This is a genomic window from Rhizobium sp. rho-13.1 (genome assembly GCF_007000305.1).
Classification (GTDB): Bacteria; Pseudomonadota; Alphaproteobacteria; order Rhizobiales; family Rhizobiaceae; genus Rhizobium; species Rhizobium rhododendri.
Genome location: NZ_SCFL01000008.1, coordinates 97838 through 122393 on the forward strand (window position 1 = coordinate 97838; position 24556 = coordinate 122393).

Annotated in this window: 22 protein-coding genes; 9 read left to right on the forward strand and 13 right to left on the reverse strand. The window is 61.1% G+C overall.

From position 1 onward, the window contains the following. Positions 1-20 precede the first annotated feature (20 nt). Both xylB and xylA read left to right on the forward strand, forming a co-directional pair. A complete protein-coding gene (gene xylB / locus EQW76_RS18900) occupies positions 21-1475 on the forward strand; it encodes a xylulokinase (protein ID WP_143123059.1) in 1455 nt (484 codons plus the stop codon). 156 nt (positions 1476-1631) lie between these two features. Beyond that, the gene (gene xylA, locus EQW76_RS18905; protein WP_143123060.1) at positions 1632-2942 is read left to right on the forward strand and encodes a xylose isomerase; all 1311 of its coding nucleotides are present in this window, start codon (positions 1632-1634) and stop codon (positions 2940-2942) included. A 41-nt stretch (positions 2943-2983) separates the two neighbouring features. Here xylA and EQW76_RS18910 read toward each other — a convergent pair whose 3' ends face one another. Next, positions 2984-3643 (reverse strand): nucleotidyl transferase AbiEii/AbiGii toxin family protein, encoded by a 660-nt coding sequence (locus tag EQW76_RS18910; RefSeq protein ID WP_142830427.1) that lies wholly within the window; start codon positions 3641-3643, stop codon positions 2984-2986. After that, positions 3618-3905, reverse strand: coding sequence for a hypothetical protein (locus EQW76_RS18915; RefSeq protein WP_142830428.1), 288 nt, complete (start codon positions 3903-3905; stop codon positions 3618-3620). Before EQW76_RS18915 ends, EQW76_RS18910 begins: the two co-directional genes overlap by 26 nt. Positions 3906-4207: 302 nt before the next feature. Between EQW76_RS18915 and EQW76_RS18920 the strand changes: the two genes are divergently transcribed. The 3 genes from EQW76_RS18920 to EQW76_RS18930 all read left to right on the forward strand — a co-directional run bounded on the left by EQW76_RS18920 (position 4208) and on the right by EQW76_RS18930 (position 7768). Next, a complete protein-coding gene (locus tag EQW76_RS18920; protein WP_143123061.1) occupies positions 4208-5728 on the forward strand; it encodes a sugar ABC transporter ATP-binding protein in 1521 nt (506 codons plus the stop codon). A gap of 11 nt (positions 5729-5739) precedes the next feature. Then, a complete protein-coding gene (locus EQW76_RS18925; RefSeq protein ID WP_142830432.1) occupies positions 5740-6747 on the forward strand; it encodes an ABC transporter permease in 1008 nt (335 codons plus the stop codon). Positions 6748-6820: 73 nt separating this feature from the next. Then, positions 6821-7768, forward strand: a complete 948-nt coding sequence (locus EQW76_RS18930) for a substrate-binding domain-containing protein (protein WP_142830434.1) — start codon at positions 6821-6823, stop codon at positions 7766-7768. A gap of 236 nt (positions 7769-8004) precedes the next feature. On the opposite strand, the gene EQW76_RS18935 is transcribed toward EQW76_RS18930, so the two are convergent. Beyond that, positions 8005-8796 (reverse strand): aldolase, encoded by a 792-nt coding sequence (locus EQW76_RS18935; RefSeq protein ID WP_142830436.1) that lies wholly within the window; start codon positions 8794-8796, stop codon positions 8005-8007. Positions 8797-9141: 345 nt separating this feature from the next. After that, the gene (locus EQW76_RS18940) at positions 9142-9492 is read right to left on the reverse strand and encodes a hypothetical protein (protein ID WP_244615377.1); all 351 of its coding nucleotides are present in this window, start codon (positions 9490-9492) and stop codon (positions 9142-9144) included. A gap of 373 nt (positions 9493-9865) precedes the next feature. Between EQW76_RS18940 and EQW76_RS18945 the strand changes: the two genes are divergently transcribed. Together EQW76_RS18945 and EQW76_RS18955 are read left to right on the forward strand one after the other, a co-directional pair. Beyond that, a complete protein-coding gene (locus EQW76_RS18945; RefSeq protein WP_142830438.1) occupies positions 9866-10918 on the forward strand; it encodes a sugar phosphate isomerase/epimerase in 1053 nt (350 codons plus the stop codon). A 151-nt stretch (positions 10919-11069) separates the two neighbouring features. Further along, positions 11070-12257 carry a Gfo/Idh/MocA family oxidoreductase gene (locus EQW76_RS18955; RefSeq protein WP_143123062.1) on the forward strand — a complete coding sequence of 396 codons (1188 nt, stop codon included), beginning with the start codon at positions 11070-11072 and terminating at the stop codon, positions 12255-12257. Between the two features lie 105 nt (positions 12258-12362). Here EQW76_RS18955 and EQW76_RS18960 read toward each other — a convergent pair whose 3' ends face one another. The 9 genes from EQW76_RS18960 to EQW76_RS19000 form a co-directional block, all read right to left on the reverse strand. Next, on the reverse strand, positions 12363-13091 hold the full coding sequence (locus EQW76_RS18960; RefSeq protein WP_142830442.1) for an alpha/beta hydrolase-fold protein: 729 nt from the start codon (positions 13089-13091) through the stop codon (positions 12363-12365). Next, on the reverse strand, positions 13088-14047 hold the full coding sequence (locus tag EQW76_RS18965) for an acetylxylan esterase (RefSeq protein WP_142830444.1): 960 nt from the start codon (positions 14045-14047) through the stop codon (positions 13088-13090). Before EQW76_RS18965 ends, EQW76_RS18960 begins: the two co-directional genes overlap by 4 nt. A 107-nt stretch (positions 14048-14154) precedes the next feature. Beyond that, complete coding sequence (locus EQW76_RS29830; RefSeq protein ID WP_244616981.1) at positions 14155-14937, reverse strand: sulfite exporter TauE/SafE family protein; 783 nt, start codon at positions 14935-14937, stop codon at positions 14155-14157. After that, positions 14934-15365: a DUF6691 family protein gene (locus EQW76_RS29835; protein ID WP_142830448.1), complete on the reverse strand. Its 432-nt coding sequence runs from the start codon at positions 15363-15365 to the stop codon at positions 14934-14936. Before EQW76_RS29835 ends, EQW76_RS29830 begins: the two co-directional genes overlap by 4 nt. Next, complete coding sequence (locus EQW76_RS18980; RefSeq protein WP_142830450.1) at positions 15362-15772, reverse strand: YeeE/YedE family protein; 411 nt, start codon at positions 15770-15772, stop codon at positions 15362-15364. The genes EQW76_RS29835 and EQW76_RS18980 overlap by 4 nt, the downstream gene beginning before the upstream one ends. Beyond that, entirely contained in the window at positions 15769-16113 is a 345-nt protein-coding gene (bigR, locus tag EQW76_RS18985) for a sulfite-sensing transcriptional repressor BigR (RefSeq protein WP_142830452.1), read from the reverse strand. The genes EQW76_RS18980 and bigR overlap by 4 nt, the downstream gene beginning before the upstream one ends. After that, positions 16113-17408 (reverse strand): bifunctional sulfur transferase/dioxygenase Blh, encoded by a 1296-nt coding sequence (blh, locus tag EQW76_RS18990; RefSeq protein WP_142830454.1) that lies wholly within the window; start codon positions 17406-17408, stop codon positions 16113-16115. The genes bigR and blh overlap by 1 nt, the downstream gene beginning before the upstream one ends. Positions 17409-17519: 111 nt before the next feature. After that, positions 17520-18833, reverse strand: coding sequence for an AarF/ABC1/UbiB kinase family protein (locus tag EQW76_RS18995; RefSeq protein WP_142830456.1), 1314 nt, complete (start codon positions 18831-18833; stop codon positions 17520-17522). A gap of 46 nt (positions 18834-18879) precedes the next feature. Next, complete coding sequence (locus EQW76_RS19000; protein WP_224127940.1) at positions 18880-20088, reverse strand: FAD-binding domain-containing protein; 1209 nt, start codon at positions 20086-20088, stop codon at positions 18880-18882. Between the two features lie 650 nt (positions 20089-20738). Here EQW76_RS19000 and EQW76_RS19005 point away from each other — a divergent pair. Both EQW76_RS19005 and EQW76_RS19010 read left to right on the forward strand, forming a co-directional pair. Next, the gene (locus EQW76_RS19005; RefSeq protein ID WP_161990967.1) at positions 20739-23000 is read left to right on the forward strand and encodes an EAL domain-containing protein; all 2262 of its coding nucleotides are present in this window, start codon (positions 20739-20741) and stop codon (positions 22998-23000) included. 105 nt (positions 23001-23105) lie between these two features. Further along, the gene (locus tag EQW76_RS19010) at positions 23106-24458 is read left to right on the forward strand and encodes an HD-GYP domain-containing protein (RefSeq protein ID WP_142830460.1); all 1353 of its coding nucleotides are present in this window, start codon (positions 23106-23108) and stop codon (positions 24456-24458) included. The last annotated feature ends 98 nt before the right edge of the window (positions 24459-24556 follow it).

Here is a 24556-nt window from a genome sequence, read left to right on the forward strand (position 1 = left end):
CGGCAACAGGAGTAAACCACATGTATCTCGGTCTCGATCTCGGCACTTCCGGCGTCAAAGCCATGCTGATCGACGGCGATCAGAAGATCGTCGGCTCCGCCAATGGCGCGCTTGACGTTTCGCGGCCGCATCCCGGCTGGTCAGAGCAGGATCCGGCGCATTGGGTGCGTGCCACGGAGGAGGCGATTGCGGGCCTCAAGGCTTCTCATCCGAACGAGCTTTCTGCGGTGCGCGGCATCGGCCTTTCCGGTCAGATGCATGGCGCGACGCTGCTGGACGCTGCCGACAAGGTGCTGCGCCCCTGCATCCTCTGGAACGACACGCGCAGCCATGTCGAGGCGGCCGCGCTCGACGCCGATCCGCGTTTTCGCGCACTGACAGGTAACATCGTCTTCCCGGGCTTCACCGCGCCCAAGCTCGCCTGGGTTGCCAGGCACGAGCCGGAAATCTTCGCCAAGGTGGCCCACGTGCTGCTTCCCAAGGATTACCTCCGCCTCTGGCTGACCGGCGAACACATCTCGGAAATGTCGGACTCGGCGGGCACATCCTGGCTCGATACTGGCAAGCGCAAGTGGTCGGCTGAATTGCTGGCCGCCACCGGCCTTACCGAAGCGCAGATGCCGCAACTGGTCGAAGGCACCGAGGTTGGCGGCAAACTTCGTGGCGAACTGGCGGCGAAGTGGGGCATGTCCGGCGACGTCGTCCTGGCCGGCGGGGCAGGCGACAATGCGGCTTCGGCCTGCGGCATGGGAACCGTCAGCGATGGCGCAGCCTTTGTGTCGCTCGGGACTTCCGGCGTGCTGTTTGCCGCCAACGGCTCCTATCTGCCGAAGCCGGAGAGCGCCGTGCATGCCTTCTGCCATGCGCTTCCCAACACCTGGCACCAGATGGGCGTCATCCTGTCGGCCACCGATGCGCTCAACTGGCATTCCGAGATCACCGGTAAGTCGCCGGCTGACCTCACCGGCGAACTCGGCGATACGCTGAAGGCGCCGTCGGGCGTAACATTTCTCCCGTATCTTTCCGGCGAGCGCACGCCGCATAACGATGTCGCGATCCGTGGCGCCTTCATCGGCCTTGGCCACGAGAGCAGCCGCGTCGTGCTGACCCAAGCCGTGCTCGAAGGGGTATCCTTCGCCATCCGTGACAGCCTCGAGGCGCTGCGTTCTGCCGGCACCCAAATCTCCCGCGTCACCGCTATCGGCGGCGGCTCGCGCTCTCGCTACTGGCTGGCCTCGATCGCCACCGCGCTCGGCGTGCCCGTCGACCTGCCGGCCGACGGCGATTTCGGCGCGGCCTTCGGTGCTGCCCGGCTCGGGCTGATTGCGGCCACGGGGGCCGATCCGGTTGCCGTCTGCACGCCGCCGGCGACGGCCGGGACGATCGAGCCCGTATCCGCCTTCGCTGGTGCCTACGAGGAGGCTTACGGGCGTTACCGGGCGCTCTATCCGGCGATCAAGTCGCTGGCGCATTAGCAACAAAACCCCCTCACCCTACCCTCTCCCCGAGGGGAGAGGGGGAAACTGCGGAGGCCTCGTCTTTCCTTCTCCCCTCGGGGAGAAGGTGGCCCGAAGGGCCGGATGAGGGGGAGCCACAGAACCAACACCAGACCAACCAAGGAGGAAATACCCATGACCACAGGATTTTTCGGAGATATCCAGAAGGTAAAATACGAGGGCCCCGACAGCACTAATCCGCTGGCCTTCCGGCACTACAACAAGGACGAGATGCTGCTGGGCAAGCGGATGGAGGACCATCTCCGCTTTGCCGTTGCCTACTGGCACACGTTCACCTGGCCAGGCGGCGACCCCTTCGGCGGCCAGACGTTTTTGCGCCCGTGGTTTAGCGACACCATGGAAGCTGCCAACCTGAAGGCCGATGTCGCCTTCGAATTCTTCACCCTGCTCGGCGCTCCCTATTATTGCTTCCACGACGCCGACGTCCGGCCGGAAGGCAATAACTTTGCCGAGAACACCAAGAACCTCAACGAGATCGTCGACCACTTTGCGCAGAAGCAGGCCGATACGGGCGTCAAGCTTCTCTGGGGCACGGCCAACATGTTCTCCCACCGCCGTTACATGAGCGGCGCTGCAACCAATCCCGATCCGGACGTCTTCGCTTTTGCTGCGGCCACGGTGAAGACCTGCCTCGACGCGACGCAGAAGCTCGGCGGCGAGAACTACGTCCTGTGGGGCGGTCGCGAGGGCTACGAGACGCTGCTCAACACCGACCTCAAGCGCGAACTCGATCAGATGGGCCGCTTCCTGAACCTCGTCGTCGAGTACAAGCACAAGATCGGTTACAAGGGCACCATCCTCATCGAGCCTAAGCCGCAGGAGCCGACCAAGCACCAGTACGACTACGACGTCGCGACGGTCTATGGCTTCCTCAAGAGATACGGCCTCGAGAACGAGGTGAAGCTCAACATCGAGCAGGGCCACGCCATCCTCGCCGGTCATTCCTTCGAGCACGAACTGGCGCTTGCGAACGCACTCGGCGTTTTCGGCTCCATCGACATGAACCGCAACGACTACCAGTCCGGCTGGGACACCGACCAGTTCCCGAACAACGTGCCGGAAATGACGCTGGCCTATTATCAGGTCCTGTCCGGCGGCGGTTTCACCACGGGCGGCACGAACTTCGATTCCAAGCTGCGTCGCCAGTCGCTGGATGCGGAAGACCTGCTGATCGGCCATATCGGCGGCATGGATTGCTGCGCGCGCGGCCTGAAGGCGGCAGCCAAGATGATCGAGGACAAGGCTTTGTCCAAGCCGCTCGACGACCGCTACGCCGGCTGGAATGCCGCCGAGCCCCAGAAGCTGCTGCGCGGCGAATACGCGCTCGACGACATCGCCAAATGGGTGGAAGGGAACGATATCAACCCGCAGCCTCGTTCAGGCAAGCAGGAACTGCTGGAAAACATCGTCAACCGTTACGTTTGATGGTTGGGGGCGTCTCTCCGCTGGTTGCGGGGAGACGCTCGTTAAATACGATCCAAAATCGTGCGCACTGTTGCCAATGCTGATTTCGCAGTGCTGGCGTAGGCAGGCAGAATGTCCAACTCTTCCATGGATGCGCGAAAGAAATTGCCGTCGATATTGCTCAAGCGGCTGACAATCGCATTCTTTTTCGATTTGACATGGTGAAGATTGGCAACCAGGAGCGCCTCATGATGTTCTGCGACGACAGCGATATCGAAAACGTCCCTGATTTTAAGTTCCGGTCCCCTATGCCACAGCTTCTTGAGGGCGATCTCTACGGGATGCTCGATGGGAATAACGTAGGCCGCAATTCCGGCGTTTATGTCGCCCTCCACGCTCATCCTGTGCGGTAAAATGTTGGTAATATTTGAGGATATGATGAAGTCGATCTCGCCTTCCGCGTAGATCAATTTCACATAGTGCGCCGCTTCGTCATAGGCATCGGCTCCCCAAATTTCTTCGCCTCCGACGCGGGGTGAAAGGAATGTCAGATACTGGGCATCGTGGAAGAAGATGTCGATGTCTTTGGACAGCCGGTGTTGTAGTTGAAGCATCAGGGCGGTGCCTCCGCCGAGCGTCCAATCCTCCTGAGTAACCGTTATTTGCGGTAGGGATTCAAGTCCACGGATGGCACGATCAAGCAGGCTGTGCCAGTTCGACAAGGGCTTCCTCCATCTCCTTGCTCGCTTCCCCAGTCGCACCTTTAACGAGGGCGTACATCAATTGCAGTTGGGAATGCCCGATGCCGTGGGCATCAGCGAAGTCGATCACCAGATCCGGGCGAACGTCGGTGAAAAACGTCGAGATGTGCACGAGCCAGCTGTCTATTTTGCCGGTGGCAAGAACTGAAACCAATTCGGTGGAGGACACAGAGCGTCGATAAGGAGCGTTGACGGTCCCAAGCACCAGTGCATCGAGAGCCATATCGCTGCGATCTGGTACGAAATTTGTCCGAGTGCCTTCGCTCATAGGATAAGTATAAAGCAGTTGGCGCGAGAAGTCATCAAGCCGGCATCGCCCGTCTCATCATGCACGTCCTGTTTGTAATCCATAAAAAACATTCGCCCACTGCTTTACGTACCTCATCATATACGCTAGCCTCTTGCTTGGAGGAGTGCCGGGGTGGAGAGAGTTCTTGAGGACGATGGCGTGAGCCTTGTCGCCCTTTGCGGGGCCGAAGGTTTATGCGCCGCAGGGGTGGCAGTGGCGGCAGAGGACGCGCTGCAATGAACCCGCGCATCGATGTCTCCATGCCGCTTCTGCAAGCCGTTGGCCTCTCGAAATCATTCGGGCCTGTCGAGGTCCTGCGCGACATCGACCTTTCCGTGATGGCTGGCGAAGTCCATGCGATCATCGGCGAGAACGGTGCCGGCAAGTCGACGCTGATGCGGCTCCTTTCCGGGCATCTGCAGCCAACGCGCGGCGAGGTACGGGTCGATGGCGAGCCCGCTCACTTGTCCGGACCTGTGGATGCGGAGACGCGCGGCATCGTGCTCGTCCACCAGGAAATCCTGCTCGCTCCCGATCTGACGGTGGCGCAAAACCTCTATCTCGGCCGTGAACTGCGCCGCGGCTTCATTGTCGACGACCGCGCCATGAACGACGGGGCGCGCCGCGCCATCCGCGATCTCGGTGCCGATATCGAACCCACTGTTGTGGTCGGGCGGCTGTCGATTGCCCAACGGCAACTGGTGCAGATCGCGCGCGTGCTGCTTGTGCCGCACCGGCTGGTGATCTTCGACGAGCCGACCGCCTCCCTGACGCCAACCGAGACCAGGGCGCTTCTCAAGGTCATCCGGGATATCAGCGCCAAGGGGGTGGCGGTCCTCTATATTTCGCACCGGCTGCAAGAGGTGAAGGAAATCGCCAACCGGGTGACTATCCTTCGCGACGGGCGGCTGGTCGCTACCCATCCGGCTGCCGATCTCGAGCCTGCCGATATGGCGCGGTTGATGGTCGGTCGCGATGTGGCCAAGCTCTATCCCGACCGGCACGCGGCGGCGGTTCGTGAAACTGTGCTGAACGTCGAGAATTTTTCAGTTCCGGGCTATGCCGAGCGCGCGTCCTTCACCCTTCATCGTGGCGAGATCCTCGGTTTTGCCGGGCTGATCGGCGCCGGCCGGACAGAGCTGATGGAGGGCGTGGTCGGGCTTCGCACGGGGCAGGGAGCGGTAAAGCTCAACGGCAAGTCGGTGCACTTCGCCGACGTGCATGCCAGCCTCAAGGCCGGGATCGTCTATCTCAGCGAAGATCGCAAGGGCAAGGGGTTGCTGCTCACCAAGGACCTCCGCGTCAACCTGACGCTTGCCGCGCTCGGCCAGTTTGCCCGCCGATTCCAGGTGGATCGGGCGAAGGAGCGTGCCGCGCTCGACGCCGCCATCAAGGAGTTCGATATCCGGGTTGGAGATAAGGACATGCTGGCCGGCCAGTTATCGGGCGGTAACCAGCAGAAGCTGTTGCTCGCCAAGATGATGCTGCTCGATCCCGATATCGTCATCATCGACGAGCCGACGCGCGGCATCGACATCGGCACCAAGGAACAGATCTACAAATTCATCGCAGCCCTTGCCGAACAGGGCCGCTCGATCATCGTCGTCTCGTCTGAAATGCCCGAACTCATCGGCATCTGCGACCGGATACTGGTGATGCGCGGCGGCCGGATCGTCGGCGAGGTGGCGGGCGAAATGATGGCCGAAAACGAAATCGTCGTGCTGGCCACAGGTGCCAGTGCCGGAGAGGCCGCCTGAGCGGAGCAACCATGAGCAATGTGACAACAACCGAATCCGTCAAGATGAAACGCTCGTGGAAGGATATCGATCTACGCGCCGTGGCTCCGTTCGTGGCGCTGGCCTTGTTGCTGGTGCTAGGCGCCTTCGCCAATCCGAATTTCATCAGCATCGACAATCTGCTGAACGTCATCACACGCAGTGCATTCATCGCCATCATTGCCATCGGCGCGACCTTCGTCATTTCGGCAGGCGGGATCGATCTGTCTGTTGGCTCGATGGTGGCGTTTGTTGCCAGCCTGATGATCCTGTTCATCAACAGCGGCGCTATCGCCGATCCCGCCAGCATGCTCATTGTCGCCATGCTGCTCGCCATCGCTCTTGGCGGTGCCTGCGGGCTGGCCAATGGCCTCATCACGACAGTCGGCCGCATCGAGCCGTTCATCGCGACGCTTGGCACGATGGGCATCTTTCGTGGACTGACCACCTGGCTGTCGCAAGGTGGTGCCATCACCGTGCGCAGCCCGGAGATCGTCAAGATGTACCGGCCGGCCTATTTCGGCCAGCTGCTCGGCGTGCCCGTGCCTGTGATCGTCATCTTTGCGATGGCTGCCATCGGCGCCTTCATCCTCTATCGCACCCGCTATGGCCGGCATGTTGCCGCCGTTGGTTCGAACGAGGATGTGGCGCGCTATTCCGGCATCTCGGTCAACCGGGTACGCACCGCCGCCTATGTCATTCAGGGCATCTGCGTTGCCGTTGCCGTACTGCTCTATGTCCCTCGGCTGGGGTCGACATCGGCGACCACCGGTATCCTCTGGGAACTCCAGGCGATCACGGCCGTCGTCGTCGGCGGTACAGCGCTCCGGGGAGGGGTCGGGCGCATCTGGGGCACGGTCTGCGGCGCCTTCATTCTCGAAATCGTCGGCAACATCATGCTGTTGTCGAATTTCGTCAGCGAATACCTGATCGGCGCCATCCAAGGCGCGATCATCATCATTGCGATGCTCGTTCAGCGGTCGCTGATACGCAAGTCGTGAAAAAGGACCGGGTGGTGGGGTCGCCCGGTCTTCTGCGATATCGACCCCGATACTCTCTGGGAGGAGAACAGATATGCGTAAAATCCTGTTGGCGACGACTGTCGCCCTTGCCGCGCTGGTGGGCGCTGCCCATGCGGAAGACAAGAAAGTCACCATCGGCGTGTCTATCCCGGCCGCCGACCATGGCTGGACGTCCGGCGTGGTATTCCATGCCAACCGTGTCGCCAAGCTGCTGATGGCCCAACATCCGGGCCTTAACATCATCGTCAAGACCTCGGCTGATCCGGCAAGCCAGGCCAATGCCGTGCAGGACCTGTCGACGCAGGGCATCGACGCCCTCGTCATCCTGCCATCCGATCCGGATCCGCTGGTCAACGCCATGCAGGAGGTCAAGGACAAGGGCAAGTTCGTCGCTATCGTCGATCGCGCGCCGAGCGTCAACGACCATACGATCCGCGACCTCTATGTTGCCGGCAACAATCCGGCGCTCGGCCAGACCGCCGGCGAATATATCAAGGCCAACACTCCGGATGCTGAGGTGGTCGTCATCAGGGGCCTGCCGATCCCCATCGACCAGCAGCGTCAGGATGGCTTCGACAAGGGCATTGCCGGCTCCAAGGTCAAGGTGCTCGATCGCCAGTACGGCAACTGGAACCGCGACGACGCCTTCAAGGTGATGCAGGACTTCCTCACCAAGTACAAGAAGATCGACGTCGTTTGGTGCCAGGACGACGACATGGCCGTTGGCGTGCTGCAGGCCATCGATCAGGCCAAGCGCACGGATATCAAATACGTGATCGCCGGTGCCGGCTCGAAGGACATGATCAAGAAGGTCATGGACGGCGACAAGATGATCCCCGTCGACGTGCTCTATCCGCCGGCCATGGTCGGAACGGCGCTTGAGTTGACGGTCGCCAATTTCTACGGGCAGGTTCCGGTGCGGGGCACCTATCTGGTCGATGCGACGCTGGTCACCAAGGATAATGCCAAGGACTTCTATTTCCCGGACTCGCCTTTCTGAGGTCATTGTCCACAAGTGAGTGTTGAGGGGGGGTGCCCCCCTCATCCGCCCTCCGGGCACCTTCTCCCCGAGGGGGAGAAGGGGAAGGGCAATCTCTTTCTCGGAACCGGGTTGCTACTTAATCAGCCGGCGGTTGACCGCAATGGACGCAACATGCGGAGACCTCCCCTTCTCCCCTCGGGGAGAAGGTGGCCCGAAGGGCCGGATGAGGGGGCCGCACCCTAGCAGCGCGGTTATTAACTCCGATATTCCGGCTCCTGCCTGTCCAGCACCCGCCGCAGGCTCTCGAGATGCATCCGGGCGCTTTCGGGGTCGCCCTCGCGCATCTGGCGGGCGGCGGCAGAGGCGACTTCGGCGGGAACGGCGACCAGACGGCGGCCGGTGCTCATGGCTTTGAGCTGCACTTCGGCGGCACGCTCCAGATAATAGAGATCGTCCCAGGCTTCGGCGATGTTCGGGCCGCAGACCATGACGCCATGGTTCTTCATGAACAGGATGTCGTTGGCGCCGAGCGCCGCCGCGATCCGGTCGCCCTCACGCTCGTCGAGCGCCAGGCCGTTATAGTGCTCGTCGACGCCGGTTCGGCCATAGAATTTCAACGAGGTCTGGCCGGCCCAGACCAGCGGTTCGCCTTCGACCATGCTGAGCGCAGTGGCATTCGGCATATGGGTGTGGAAGGCAGCGCCGACGCGCGGCAGCATCTTGTGCAGGCGGGCGTGAATGAAGAAAGCCGTTGCCTCCGGTACACCGTCTCCTGCGACCACATGGCCGTCGAAATCGCAGATCAGAAGCGACGACGCCGTTGCTTCCTGGAAAGCCCAGCCCAGCCGGTTGACAAGAAACAGGTCCGAATGGCCGGGAACGAGCGCCGAGAAATGGTTGCAGATGCCCTCTTCGAGGCCCAGCCGCGCAGCGCTCCTGAGGCAAGCAGCGAGATCGACGCGAGCCTCCCAGATTTCCGGCGTGTCCAGCGACGCGTTCCGCAGGATGGTCGGTGTACCGTGCGGGATATTGAGTTCGTGCGCCATTTCCGTGGTCTCCTGAAAGCGAAATTCAGACCGTAGCCCTAAGGAGCACAGGGGACTTGTCAAGTGTCGTGCAAATTGCCTTGGCCAGTCGCGTACAGCCATAGCCGCGAGCAACCTAGATCGACGGAAGCCAAGCCTGGAGGGCGCTATTGCGAGAGGATGAGACGCGGCACAGATGTGAACAACGCTCCCGTTTTTGCGGGCATGTTCCATCAGGTTTGGTGGAAAAGCCGCGTTGATGACCTGTAGGTGCTGACGATGCTCGATGGGTCTGGTGAACAACGGGGACCCAGCGGGCGATTGGGAGGATGGTAGTGGCGACAGGTATCGTCACTACCATTGTGTTTAGAATGTTGCTGAGATGCTAACCCCAATGCCGACGCTGATGCCGAGCGACGACACGGTTCCTGCGGGCACGCATGGTGCATAGCCTGTCACTCTCGCCATGGGTTTCGCATCGACAACAAGTGGCGTAGCCCAAGCCAATTCCATTACGAGCCCGCCAATCAGGCTTTCCCAGCCGACAATTGATGCGTTTTTTGTGGAAATCGATACCGTATTCGACACTGCTTTGGAAAGCGCGTCCGCCACGACGGCGGCGAGGCCCTGACTAACCGCGCCAAGAAAAAATTTCGCGGCATCTTCGGGGGTCTTTGAAGCAGACATTAAGTTAACGGATGTTGTGTTGAGTTGCATGATTATTACCTCAGGTTGCGACAAGGCATATAAACACGTTTTCTGAATTACATCTATAGGCTTTAAAATTATTTAATGCAGCTTTTGCGATTTCGTGATTGCCTCCTGTTCTTGAGTGGTTAGCCAGAAGCCCGAGAGTGATCGACGTTGTAAGCGGCACGGTCAAAATTCCCACGTACCCACAGTCGTGCATCCATAAATGCGGTACGTACCTCTTGCGCATGTCGGACGCCCGTGATTAGTTCGCTGCACGTTGACTTCTGGCCATCAGGCTGGAGTCTCTGCGGTGGGTTGAGGAGCCCTCTGCGTGCCCCCGGGCGCAGCAGGACCGCATTGGAAACGTTTACGGTATCTGTTCAGGGAGGAATCTGACATGAAGACCATCAAGGGGCCTGGCCTCTTTCTCGGCCAGTTCGCAGGCGACGCTGCACCTTTCAATTCGTGGGATTCGATTACCAAGTGGGCGGCCGATGTGGGCTATGTCGGTGTGCAGGTGCCGACCTGGGCCGGACAACTGATCGACCTCAGGAAGGCTGCCAGCTCGAAGGATTACTGCGACGAATTTGCCGGCGTGGCGCGCCAGAATGGCGTCGAGGTAACGGAGCTGTCGACGCATCTGCAGGGCCAGCTGGTGGCGGTGCATCCGGCCTATGACGAGGCTTTCGACGGATTCGCGGCGCCGGAAGTGCGCGGCAATCCGAAGGCGCGGCAGGAATGGGCGGTCGAGCAGGTGAAGATGGCGCTGACGGCGTCGAAACACCTCGGCATCTCGGCGCATGCGACCTTTTCCGGGGCGCTCGCCTGGCCCTATATTTATCCATGGCCGCAGCGGCCGGCGGGTCTTGTCGAGACGGCATTCGAGGAGCTGGCCAAGCGCTGGACGCCGATCCTAGACCATGCCGAGGAAAACGGCGTCGATGTCTGCTACGAGATCCATCCGGGCGAAGACCTGCATGACGGCGTCACCTTCGAGATGTTCCTGGAGCGGGTGAAGAACCATCCGCGCGCCAACATGCTATACGATCCCTCGCACTATATCCTGCAGTGCCTCGATTATCTCGACAACATCGACATCTACAAAGACCGCATCAAGATGTTCCACGTCAAGGATGCGGAGTTCAACCCGACTGGCCGCCAGGGCGTCTATGGCGGCTACCAGAGCTGGGTGGACCGGGCCGGCCGCTTCCGCTCGCCGGGCGACGGGCAGGTGGATTTCGGCGCGGTGTTTTCCAAGATGACCGCCAATGATTTCGACGGCTGGGCTGTCGTCGAATGGGAATGCGCGCTGAAGCACCCCGAAGACGGCGCGCGCGAAGGTGCCGAGTTCGTCAAGGCGCATATCATTCGTGTCACCGAGCACGCCTTTGACGATTTTGCCGCCGGGGGCACGGACGATGCGGCAAACCGGCGGATGCTGGGGCTTTAGTCCATTTCCCCTTCTCCCCAGCGGGGAGAAGGTGGCCCGCAGGGCCGGATGAGGGCACGAGGCGTTCGCGTCGCCCACCCCCTCATCTGTCCTTCGGACATCTTCTCCCCGCTGGGGAGAAGAGAAAACAGATATTTTCCAGGAGAAACCCATGGCAATCGAAGGTTCAAAGCAACAGGCCCGTGCACCGCGCATCCGGCTCGGCATGGTCGGCGGCGGGGCGGGGGCGTTTATCGGCGCGGTTCACCGGATCGCTGCGCGCATCGATGACCAGTTCGAACTGGTGGCCGGCGCCCTGTCGTCGACACCGGAAAAGGCGATGGCATCGGGGCTCGATCTCGGCCTCGAGCCATCCCGGACCTATGGCAGCTACCGCGAGATGGCGATCCGCGAGGCGAAGCTGAAGAACGGCATCGAGGCGGTGTCGATCGTCACGCCGAACCATGTCCATTACGACGCCGCCAAGGAATTCCTGCGGCGCGGCATCCATGTCATCTGCGACAAGCCGCTGACATCCAATCTTGCCGATGCCAGGAAACTGAAGAAGATCGCCGATGAGAGCGGTGCGCTGTTCGTGCTCACCCACAACTACACCGGCTATCCGATGGTCCGCCAGGCGCGGGAAATGGTGGCCAATGGCGAGCTTGGCGACATTCGCGTCGTGCAAGCCGAATATCCGCAGGACTGGCTGACCGAGGCGGTCGAGCAGACCGGAGCCAAGCAGGCCGTCTGGCGCACCGATCCGACACAGTCCGGCGCCGGCGGCTCGACCGGCGATATCGGCACCCACGCCTATAATCTCGCCTGCTTCGTCTCGGGGCTGGAACTCGACAGCCTGGCTGCCGATCTCGACAGCTTCGTCGACGGCCGTCCGCTCGACGACAACGCCCATGTCATGCTGCGCTTCAAGGCCAGGGGCACGGAAAAGCCGGCCAAGGGCATGCTGTGGTGCAGCCAGGTGGCGCCGGGCCATGAGAATGGGCTGAAGATCCGGGTCTACGGCACCAAGGGCGGGCTGGAATGGGTGCAGGCGGACCCGAACTATCTCTGGTTCACGCCGTTCGGCGAGCCCAAGCGGCTGATCACCCGCAACGGTGCCGGCTCCGGTCCGGCCGCCGCCCGTGTCTCGCGCATTCCGGCCGGCCATCCCGAGGGCTATCTCGAGGCCTTTGCGACGATCTACACCGAGGCGGCCCACGCCATCAATGCCGCCAAGGCCGGCAAGGCTGTCGACGAGAATGTCGTCTATCCGACTGTTGACGACGGCGTGAAAGGCGTGGCCTTCGTCGATGCCTGCGTTGCCTCGTCGAAGCGAAACGGCGCCTGGATCAAGCTCTGAGGATAGCCCAGAGGTTGAACAGGTCGGCGATGTCGTTGCCGGTGCGGTGGCGCAGAAATGCGCTTCCTCACGTGGCTTGACTGCTGCAGCGGCGCCGACTGTCGCTCAAATATAGAGCGCCGCCATCTTTCGCCAGGCGCTTCCCCGGTGGGCGCGGCCATCCCAGAGGTGAAGCTGGTGGCCGACCTGCTTGTCTGCCAGGACATGGCTGAGCAGACGGTTATTGTCGAGAAACGGATCATCCTTGCCGATGGTCAGCACGATCTCGACCTGACGTAGCTTGTCCAGGCGCCAGTCGTTGGTCATCCCCGGAAGAAAATGCAGCGGCGTGTTGAAGTAGACCCGGTCGTCGTAATAGCCGTCCAGCAGATCGCCGAAAGAATCGACTTTCATGGTGAGATCGTAGCGGCCCGAGAATGCGACCAGCTTGCGGAACAGGTGCGGGTGGCGGAAGACGAGGTTGGCTGCCTGGAAGGCGCCGAGGCTGCAGCCGTGGACGATCGTGCAGCCATCCTGATTTTTCGCGGCCATCAGTGGCAGCACTTCATGCAGGATATAGTCTTCGAAGGCGGCGTGGCGGCCGATGCGCTCGGCTGGCCGTCGGTGGGCGTTGTAGAAGCTTTCGCTCGCGAGCCCCTCGATGCAGTAAAGCTGCAACTGGCCGGCCTCAAGCTTGTCCGCAAGGCTGGCAACGAGCCCAAGCGCTTCGTATTCCCAGAACCGTCCGTCGCGCGTTGGAAACATCAGGACCTTGGCGCCGGCGTGCCCGAACACCAGCAACTCCATGTCTCGATGCAGGCGCGGGCTATACCAGCGCAAATATTCGCGGTTCATAGGTCCTTGAAGAACTGTCTCACCTTATCGCGCAGGACGGCTTCCTGAGCCTCGCTGCCATCATAGTCGAAATGGCCAGCATCGAGGATGAAAGTTTCATTATATTTTGGCAGCGCATTGGCGATTGCAAACTGGCAGGGCGGAGCCACCGCCGGGTCGAAAAGCGCGACGGCTGTCAGCATCGGCACGGTGATCCTGGAGGCTGCCACGGCTGCATCGAAGACGGTCAGCGTTTCCAGCACATGCGGATGGCTGGTTGCGTAAGCCTGCACAGAATGGGCGCTGCCGACGGTCGGAAGTGTCAGCCATGCCCGCCTGTCGCCGAATGTCGGCACCACCAGATGACCACGGGCGATGCGCGTGTCGAAAGGGATCGCGAGCGCGCCGACGCCGCCGCCAAGGCTGATGCCGCTATAGCCGATATGGCCCGAAAGCCACGGGTAGAGGGCCAGCAGGGTCGAGACCCCCAGCCACAGATCGTCGACGCAGCCGCCGATGATGTAGTGATCGGGGCTGTCGATATTGTAGAGCACATGGCCCGCAGCATCGGCCGGAATGGGAGCCCGTGAACTCCGCGAAAGGCCGCGAAAGCAGGGAAACAACAGGGCGGTCTCCTCGACCGGCAGGTCGTAGTCCGGCTGGTCGCGCCCGCCATAGCCATGGCCGACGACAAGGCCACGGCGAACCGGTCCGGTCCGAGGCAATAGCAGCCAGCCGCCGATCGGAAAGCCGCCTGTCGAGGTGTAGGTGATATCGAGGACATGCCAGTCCGGATGCGCCGCCTTGCTCCGCAGCAATATCGGCTTTGGATCGGCAGCGATGGCGCGGCGATAGCGGGCTTTCCAGAACGCGTCGAAACCGGGCGGCGATGGCGGTGGCCTGATCGCCAGCAAGTCGTCGAGCCGCATGCCGTAGGTGGGGTCGAAGTCGAAGGGGTAAGTTGTCGGAACGCTCATGCAAACCGTTTTCCTGCGGAATGGTGGCTGATGCAAGTGCTCGTCTTGTGGTGCGTCGCTGGACGTAGGGATCAGTGTATCGGGTACCATATCGGCGCCCGCCGGTGCTATCGGCTCGTCAGCCCCGGCATGCTCCGATACAGCACGTACCCGGCGACGACGAAGATCAGCAGAGCGAACATACGGTTGAGCAGGCTTTTGTAAACGCTTAGCCGCGTCGATAGCAGCATGCCGAAGACGCCGCCGATTATTCCGCCGCCGACAAATTCGGATGCAAGCCTCCAGTCGACCAAGCCGGATGCCGCGTAGTTGATGGCTGTCGCCAGTCCGAAGGCGCCTACCGACAGAAGCGATGATCCGACCGCATTGATCATCGGCATGCCTGTGGCGAGCATAAGCCCGGGAACGATCAGGAAACCACCGCCGATCCCGAAGAAGCCGGACGCCAGTCCCGAGACCAAGGCCACGCCTGCCGTCATCAGGCACATCCTGGCATCGACAGGTCGCGGCGTCTCCGTGTTCAGCTTCCTGGGCCGGAGCATCAGTGCACCGATCACCACCATGACGCCGCCAAAAAGCAGCATCAGTCTGTCCCCGTCCATGGACTTGCCGAGCGTCGATCCGGCGAGGGCGCCCACCATGCCCAGAGCTGAGAAGACGATGGCGCAGCGCCACCAGACATGGCGCCTGGCAGCGTGTATACCGAAGTTTGCGAAGGCATTGACCGAAGCAGCCAGCGCTCCGGTCCCGATGGCGACATGCGGCTCGGCAACGCCAACGACATAAAGAAGCAGCGGCGTGGCGAGGATCGACCCGCCTCCGCCAAGCAGCCCGAGCATGAAGCCGACGAGGCTGCCCGAACCGACCGCGGAAACGATCGAATAGGTCACGCCGGTTTGCTCCACACCCGGTCGTGCAACGCCATGCCGACGAGCATGGCGATCACAAAGACAAAAGACCCGGAGAAGCCGACCGTCAGCGAGGCAAGCGCCGGGCCGGGACAAAAGCCGCCGATCCCCCAGCCGATGCCGAACAGCGCAGAACCGGCAATCAGCGGCGCGTCGATCGCTGTGCTGGATGGCAGGTGGAAGCTGTCGTCGAGCACGGGGCGTTTCATGCGCTTCATGATGCGCACGCCGATAAACGCGACGAGGACGGCGCCGCCGAGAACGAAGGCAAGGCTGGGGTCCCAGGCGCCGAAGACATCGAGGAACCCCTGCACGCGCGCCGGGTTCAGCATGCCTGAAAGGGCGAGGCCGGAACCGAAAACGATGCCTGACGCCAGAGACGCGAGGATACGGAGGAGGGGGCTGTTCATTGTCCGAACCCTCGAAGCACCGTCGTCGCGATGACACCGGCCACCAGGAATGTGGCGACGGCAACCATCGAGCGGGGCGAGAGACGCGCGAGACCGAGAACGCCATGGCCACTGGTGCAGCCGGACCCCATCCGCGATCCGAAACCAACGAGGAGGCCGGCGACGATCAGAAGCGGCCATCCGGCTGAAATCTCGACAGCCGGCCACCTGTCGGCGAGAGTGAGGTAGACGACAGGGCCGAGGAAAAGGCCGACTACGAAAGCGATGTTCGTGGCGATGCCCGTTCCTTGGACAAGGCGACCGACAATTCCGCTGATGCCGGCGATGCGGCCATTGAGCAGCAGCAGCGTGACGGAGGACAGGCCTATGAGCATGCCTCCGATAAGCGACGGAAGGTAGACTGTCATTGCCCGGCCTCCGGCTTGCAGAATATCTCGTAGAGAGCGCCCACGAGCTGGGCGGCCTTTTCCTCTGTCAGGCTGTAGAAAACCTGCTTCCCCTCGCGGCGGGTCGCCACGATTTCGGCCTCACGCAGCACAGTCAGCTGCTGGGAGAGATGCGGCTGATGGAGATCGAGCATCACCTCGAGTTCGCCGACCGAGCGCTCGCCTTCCACCAGGGTGCAGACGATCATCAGCCTTGCGGGGTGCGCGAGCGTCTTCATAAGGCCTGCGACTGTGGCTGCGCGGGCTGCCATATCCTGCGGCGTCATTGCCGGTGCTGCTGATTTGCCTGGATCCACGGTCATCAGGCTATCGTCCTTTCGAGAGCGTCCAGCGGAAATTTGAGGTAGCGCCTGCCGTTCGCCTCCGGCTCCGGCAACCTTCCGCCGACAATGTTGACCTGCAGGGCGTGCAGGATCAGCTTGGGCATGGGAAGTGTCGCATCGCGTTCCCTGCGCAGTTTGACGAACGCCTCCTCCGATACGCCGGCAATGTGGAAATTGGCTCGCTTCTGCTCACCTACAGTGCTTTCCCAGCGGGGCGCGCGGCCGTTCGGCTGGTAGTCGTGGCCTGTGAAAATCCGGGTCTCGTCGGGAAGCGCCAGAATTTCGCCGATCGAGCGCCACAGCATATGCGGGTCGCCGCCCGGAAAGTCGGTCCGTGCCGTGCCGCTGTCGGGCATGAACAATGTGTCGTGCACGAAGGCAGCGTCGCCGATCACGTACGTAACCGATGCAAGGGTATGGCCGGGAGAGAGCATGACCCTTGCGTCAATCGAGCCGACGCGGAATGTTTCTCCGTGCGCGAAAAGCCTGTCCCACTGGGAGCCGTCGGTCGCCAGAGCCGGCCAGTTGTAGATCGATTTCCAGAGCTTTTGAACGTCGACGACCTTTTCGCCGATGGCGGTCGGAGCGCCGGTCTGTTCCTTTAGGTATTGAGCTGCGGAAAAGTGATCGGCGTGGGGATGGGTGTCGAGGATCCACTCCACCTCAAGTCGGTTCTGCCTGACATAATCGAGAATGATGTCGGCATTTGCCGTTCCCGTCGAACCGGCCTTTTCGTCGAAATCGCGCACCGGATCGATAATGGCGCACTTGCCCGTCTCAGGGTCCGACAGCACATACTGTATGCTGGAGGTGCGCTCGTCGAAGAAGCCGTTGACCACGGGACGCCGCGCCATATGCGTGGTCAGCCATATGGCTGCCGCCGACGTGTCGATGCCATGCGTCTGTCCGAACGCGGTGACATCTGCAACTGCCATCCGCCCGTCCAGGGCCTCACCGATGACGTACAGCAGCAATGCGCGGGTGCCCGATTTGCAATGGGCGACGACAGGGCCAGGCGATTGATCCATGACCCGCTGAAATGCCCGAACATCGGCTTCCGTGATCGTCGCGACGGTAACGGGCACGAATGCGTATTTCAGATGCGCACGCTGCGCGGCATCTTCTTCGGCGTCCGTTCCCGGTTGCGATGGTTCCTCCCCATCCGGCCGGGCATTGACCAGCGTCGTAAATCCCTGATCCGCGAAGAGCTTGAAGTCCCCCAAGTCAGGTTGCGGCATCACTGAAAGCTTGTCGGTAACCCTTGTCATTGCCATCGTGGCATCCTTCATCAATCAATATACATTTAAGTATAATGTATATTGATTGATGAAGCAAGGGGATGGAGCGCGGATAGGTGCGCGGTAGCGCGTGAGCGAAGCTTTCGATCAGGTATAGGCAGCGAGTTTTTCCAAGAGCGGCAGGCGCGCCTGCAGCCGGGTGAACAGCAGAACCATCCCGCTGATCTTGCGCTGCAGGAAGAGCTTGTCGGGCGGCGGCAGGCGCCAGCTGGCTCGATCGGCAACCACCGGTGCGGCCAGCTCCCTTATGGCGGTGACAAACTGCCGATCGGCGAAATCGAAAAGGCCATCCTTGCTCGTATGCGCGTGCTCCAAGCCGATGCCGATCATCGCATCGATCGCCACGCGGTGACGGGCTATCTGCGCCTCCGACACGAACCCCATCGCCACCAGCGCATTGCGGACACGGTCCGCGTCGCCAGCGATGCCTGCGCGCAGCAGATCGCGGTAGCCCTCGGCGGTTTCCGGCTCGACGACGCGCGTGGCGCCGAAATCGAGGAGGACAATCCGATCGCTATCGGGCTGCCAGCGATAGTTGGCGAAGTTCGGGTCGGTCTGCATGAGCCCGAACGAGAACAGTTCCTGCAGCAGGAGGTCAAACAGCGCTTCGCTGCCGGCGTTTCGCTGCATCTGGGAGGCATTTGCCAGGCTTTCTATCGGGACCCCGGCCACGAAATCCATTGGCAGGACGTTGGGTCTCAGAAGCTCCTCGAAAGGCTCGGGCAGCGCAAATCTACCGTCCCCCTTGAGATGTTCGCCATAGCGGCGCATCTGTGCCGCTTCGCGCAGGTAATCTGCCTCCTCGTGCAATTGGCGCCTGGCTTCGGCAAGCAGAGGCGCGATGTCGAGACCGGCGGGCACGAGGCCCGAGATCCGCAAGAGGGTGGCGACATTGTCGATGTCGCCGTCGATGCTTTTTGCGATGCCGGGATACTGGACCTTGATCGCCAGTTCGCGTCCGGAGACGAGGCGGGCGCGGTGGACCTGGCCGATGGAGGCGGCTGCGATAGGCCGCGTGTCGAACTCCGCGAAGTGTCGTCGCCAGCCCGGTCCCCATGCCGCCGAGAGTGCGCGTTCCAATTGGTATGTGGGCATGAAGTGGGCGTCGTTGCGCAGCTGGGCGAGGATTGCGGTCAATTCCGGGGGCAGCATGTCTCCCGCATCGAGCGACAACATCTGGCCGAGCTTCATCGCTGCACCGCGCATGCGCGACAGCTGCTCGGTAACCTTCAAGGCGTTTGAGGGGGTTAAAAGCAGGTCGCTCAGATGCGGTCGCTCGCCGTCTGCCAGACGGCGCAAGCCTTCGCCCAGCATCCCCGTGGCAACGCCGCCGGCGATCTGGCCAAGGGCCGCCAGACGGCCAAGACGGCTCTGGGGCACGGGGCGAAAACGGTCTTTCATCGGAAATGTCTCCGTAAACTGAGCACTGTGACGCTACGCTGCCGCGTCATGCTTGGTGGCCTGCGGCTTTGAGGAGTTCGGGGATCCTTTCTTTCAACCCGAAGAAGCCCTTGCGACAATGCGGCCAGGCGCGACGATCCCAGGGGCGGAGATTTTCGGCAAACGAAAGCCCTTCGTCGAGGGCTTGCCTCTGAAGACGTTGCAACCGATCCGCTGTCGGGCCGACGGGCGCAAACCCGGTCGCAACCTGGCGGCATCCCGATGCTTTCGCGTCGTGAAACGCAGTGGGACCGAGTGCTCCCAGCACGACCGCGTCGGGCCAGCGCAACCCAAGGCGCGCGAAGGCATCTTCCAGCGACGTGCGATCGGCAGCGTCGTCCTCCGACAGAAAGGCGATGGCTTTGACGTTGAGGGTGTCGAAGGCCGGCAAGGTTTCGAGCGACAGATCCTCGATGGTGACCAGCAGCAGGGTAGGTGAGGTGTTGTCGGGCGTTTGCGAAATTCTGGGCTGCGAGGCGGGCGGAACCGAGACGGTGTCGGCAGTTATGCTGGCGTGTTGGGCGAGCCTGCGGGGCGCGAACCGGCCGCTGGTCATTGTGCGGATCCTTTCGGCATCGGCCAGATAGGCTTTTCCTGCGGTATGAAGTCCCGCCACCCAACGCCACGACAGGGTATTCGATGCCGGATCTGCATCAATCAGGCGGTCCAGCATGAAGGCTGCTCCGAGTTCCCATGGCAGGCCGAGGGTAAAGACCCAGATCGATGCGAACTGCATCCGCGCCCAGTTGTGGAGATAGCCGGTGGCATCCAGCTCTGCTGCCCAGGCGTCGAAACAGTCTATTCCAGTGTGGCCAGCGCAGGCATCTGCGAAGCGCCGCGCCCGAGCCGTATCGGCATCGAGGTGCTCGCGCGCCCGGTCCAGCGATTGCAGGTAACCGGTCCAGACGGTCGGCCGCTGTTCCAGCCATCCTTTCCAGTAGGTTCGCCAGAAGACCTCGCTGATAAACTTTTCTGATGTTGTGGGTCCATGCATTGCCAAGACGGCGCGGACGACCTCGTCCTCGCCGATCAGGCGTCGCCGAAGCGCGGCTGACAGGCGTGAGACATTCACGTGGCCACCTGGCCCGTGGTCGAAATTTCTCAGGCGGGCATAGCTTGCGCCGGCATCGGGTACAAATTCGCGCAGGCGCTGCAACGCGGCAGTGCGCGTCAGCGGAAACGACAGCTCATTGATCGATGCTTCAGCGGCGGCCAAGACAGATTTCCTTACTCAATTTCTTGGGTTGCGGTACGCCGGGAAATGGCAATCGGATCAGGCGTGATCGGTGTGTCGGCCCACGCCGGCAGGGCCTGGGCTTGTGATCTTTTGGACAGAAACAGTGTTGGTTCGCCAGTAAAGCCGGATGCCAGGTTTTTGACCCGCCGCGAAAGAAGGTTAAATTCTTCTCATGCAAGTCTGCGGGAAATACGTTGGAGATTTTTGGGTTGCCAGACTGCGGTATTTTATTTTCGTGCCGCGTTAGCAGTGCAAATTCAAATGAATTTCCGACCCCGATGTGGAACTCAATTTCAAGCAAACGAATGTTGTTTTAATTATTAAATTTTGGATTTTCCAAAGACAGTTTCTAGAGTGCCCCTGCCAACTCAGTCTCGCGACAATCATCAACTAAGCTCCAAAAGAAACCGGTCATTAGCCACACAGGAAATATCTGTAGGGACGAAGGTCGCGTTCGTCTTCAAAATCCCTGTCAAAATACATCGAAAATGCCTATTTTGACTTAGGGGCCTTCGAAATGAATTTTTTAGAGATACTGCATATGATGGCAGGGATGCCGTTACTGCGCCTGCAAATACATCCAGACCCCCAATATTGATCCGAAGGACTATCGAATGAGGAGCGTCGCGATGGTTCAGCGAAGCATAGTGGAAGAAACGAGGCGCATAGCGGCCCTTCAGGATCTGCAGATCATCGGGACGGCACCAACCGCTGCTTTCGACGCGATTGTCGAAGTCGCAGCGACTATCTTCGGCTGTGCGACTTCGGTGATATCGCTGATGGCGGAGGACCGCCAGTGGTTCAAGGCTAAATGTGGCATCGATTTCGATGGCACGTCCCGCAGCATCGCGTTCTGCGACTACACGATCAAAGAGAATGCGCCGCTTGTCGTTCACGACGCGTCGAAGGACCTTCGCTTCAAAGACAACCCGCTGGTCACGGGCGACAATCATATCCGGTTCTACGCCGGTGTGCCTCTCTCGCTCGATGGCGAACTTTGTCTCGGGGCGCTCTGCGTTATCGACAAGGACCCCAGGGAGCCGAGCGAACAGCAAATCCAGCAGCTTGTCCGTCTGGGGCGTGCTGTCGAAGGCCTCTTACTGGCGCACCGTCATCTTGTTACGTCCCAGGCGGCGACCGCCGAAGCCCATCGTCAATCCAGGGAGGCAAGTCGCCGCGAAGCGCTGCTGACGCAGGTCGAGAGAATGGCTGCCATCGGCGCATGGCGCATCGATATAGCGACGAACGCCGTCATCTGGTCCGATCAGATCCGTATTCTCCATGAACTCGAGGACGGCGAGACGGTGACGCTCGAAGACGGGCTCAAGTTTTATCCCGAGCCGGACCGCACACGTGTCAGGCACGCAGTCGAAGAGGCGGTAAAGCTGGGCAGTGCCTTTGCGGTCGAGGCAAATTTCATAACGGCACGCGGTCGCAAGCGCCGCATTCGCTGCAGCGGCGATGTCGAGATGGAAAACGGGGTGCCCGCCCATATCATCGGCATCTTCCAGGACATCACCGAACGGCACGATGCAGAGCGCACGCTCTGGCATAGTGCCCACGTCGATCACCTGAGCGGTCTTGCAAACCGGCACTGGTTTCAAAAAGACCTGGCGGAGCGGCTGACGAAGGCCCGGCATGAAAGCCAGAAAGTCGGGCTTCTGCTGATCGATCTCGACAGCTTCAAGGAAGTCAACGACACGCTCGGTCACCAGGCCGGAGACGAGGTCATTGCCAGGATCGCAAAGCGGCTGCAGTTGGTGGCTGGCGAGAGCTCTTTCGTTGCCCGGCTCGGCGGTGACGAATTCGCGCTGGTCCTGGAACGACCGATCGCGACGGACGACCTGCGTACGCTTGCAGAAGAGGTCATGTCCCAGGTGAAATCGCCGATCCGGTTTCAGAGCGAAGCGATCCACGTCTCCGCGTCGATCGGTATTGCCTGCTTTCCGGACGACGCTAACACACCGGACCAATTGCTGAGATGTGCGGATATGGCGCTCTACAAGATCAAGCGCTCCGGCCGTGGCAGCATCGGCTTCTTCGGCCCGGAAATCGCGACGATCTTCGACACACGTCGCATGGCACTGGAGAAGGTGCGCAGCGCGGCTGCTGCAAACCGCATTGTACCCTACTACCAGCCAAAATTCCGGCTCGACGATCTGTCCGTCTATGGCTTCGAAGCGCTGGCTCGCATCGAGAATGAGGACGGAACGATCAGCGGGCCCTCGGATTTCTGGCCGGCCTTTGCGGATCCGACCAGTTCCAAGACGATAACCAGACACATACTGGATGGCATCGTCAGCGACATCGTCCGATGGCGGGCCATGGGGATCGATCCCGGCACGATCAGCTTCAACGCCTGTGAATACAGTTTTCAGGATCCCGATTTTGCGAGCTCCCTGATCAGAAAAATCGACGGAATGAAAATTCCCCGGTCAAGCTTCGAGGTGGAGGTGACGGAGACGGTCTTCTGGGGGGACGACCCGAAGCTGGTAGGGCGCCTGCTGACCGAGTTGCGCGAAGCCGGAGTGCACGTGTCGCTTGATGACTTCGGCACTGGTTATGCCTCGCTGACCCATCTCCGCGATTTTCCCATCGACACTTTGAAAATCGACCAGTCGTTTGTCGCTGGGCTCGGCAAGAAGCTGCAGAATACCGCAATCGTCAACGCCATCGTCGAGCTTGGACACACTCTCGGAATGAAAGTGGTGGCAGAGGGCATCGAAACAGAAGATCAGCTGGAATTCCTGCGGTCGATCCACTGCGATAGCGGCCAGGGGTTCTTCGTCAGCGGAGCATTGGCGGCCGACCGTATTACCGACATGCTGCAACCCGACGCGGATCACAAACTGAAACCAGCGAACGAAGCGACGATCACCCTTGCCCCATGACGTCCAGGTGGGAGCGGGAGAGTGCCGCAACACATGGCGCTGGCGCCGGGTTCAATTTTTGTCAATTTTCCTTTGCTAATCTGCGGCCCGGAGGAGACTGATCCGATGGCCGGCATCAACATTCGTTTGGCAGAAATTATAGAGGCTCTCAGCCAGGCGCTCGATATGACGGAAGGACAGCCTCCGGGGCACTGCATCCGCTGCTGCTACATAGGTACTCTGATAGGCCGCGAAATCGGTCTGGGCGACAGCGAGCTCCAGGACCTCTACTATACGCTGCTCCTGAAAGATCTCGGCTGCAGCAGCAATGCGGCCCGGATATGCGAGCTTTATCTCGCCGATGACCTGAGCTTCAAGCGCGACTTCAAACTGGTGGACAGCAGTCTCGGCCAGATGCTGCGTTTCGTCATCGGTCACACCGGCATGCAGGCAGGCCTCGCGGAACGCTTTCGCAGCATTGTCCATGTCCTTCAGAACGGCGGGGACTTTTCCACCGAACTCATCCAGACCCGCTGTCAGCGTGGGGCCGAAATTGCCCGGCAGATGCGCTTCTCGGAGAGCGTGGCACACGGCATCATGGGGCTCGACGAGCACTGGAACGGTGGCGGCAAACCGGAGGGCCTGGCCGGCGAGGACATCCCGCTCTTCTCTCGCATAGCCTTGCTGGCCCAAGTGATCGATGTCTTCCAGCGCAGCGGTGGGCCACAGAATGCGTTGAAGGAAATTCGCCTGCGCAAAGGCCGCTGGTTCGATCCGTCGTTGATCGACGCGTTCTCCCGCGTCGCCCAGACAGAAGGCTTCTGGGAGGCCCTGAACGCCGACGACGTCGAGGAATTCGTTCTGGCGTTGGAACCCGGCCAGCAGCTGATCATGGCAGACGAGGACTATCTGGATGATATCGCAGCCGGCTTTGCCAGGGTGATCGACGCCAAGAGCCCTTTCACCTCGGGCCATAGCGATCGCGTCGCGTTGTTTACAGATCTGATTGCCGAAGAGATGGGCCTCGATCTCGTCGGGCGCCGGTTGCTGAAACGCGCCGCCTTGCTTCACGATATCGGCAAGCTCGGCGTCAGCAACAGCGTCCTCGACAAGCCCGGCAAGCTGGATGAAAAGGAATGGACGCAGATGAAGCGCCACGCCGAGCTGTCCGAGAAAATTCTCTCGAACATCGGTGCCTTTTCAGCAGCGGCGGTCGTCGGTGGCGCGCATCATGAAAGACTGGACGGCAAGGGCTATCCCCGTGGCTTGCACGCAGAGGATATCCCGATGGAAGTGCGGATCGTCTCGACGGCTGACGTGTTCGACGCGCTGACCGCAGATCGGCCATACAGGCCCGCGATGTCCGTTACAAAGGCGATGTCGATCCTCTGGGAAGGCGCAGGGCAATCGCACGATCCGATTTGCATCGAAGCCCTGCAGCGTGCCCTCTCCAAAACCGTTCTGGCGCAGGCCGTTTAGACGGGTAGCTTTCCCCTAGTGCCGGACTTGCGGCAGCTGTTCCTCCGGAGCGAAAACCGAAGGAGCGTTCCGCCGGCGATCCGAAGGCTCAGTCAGGC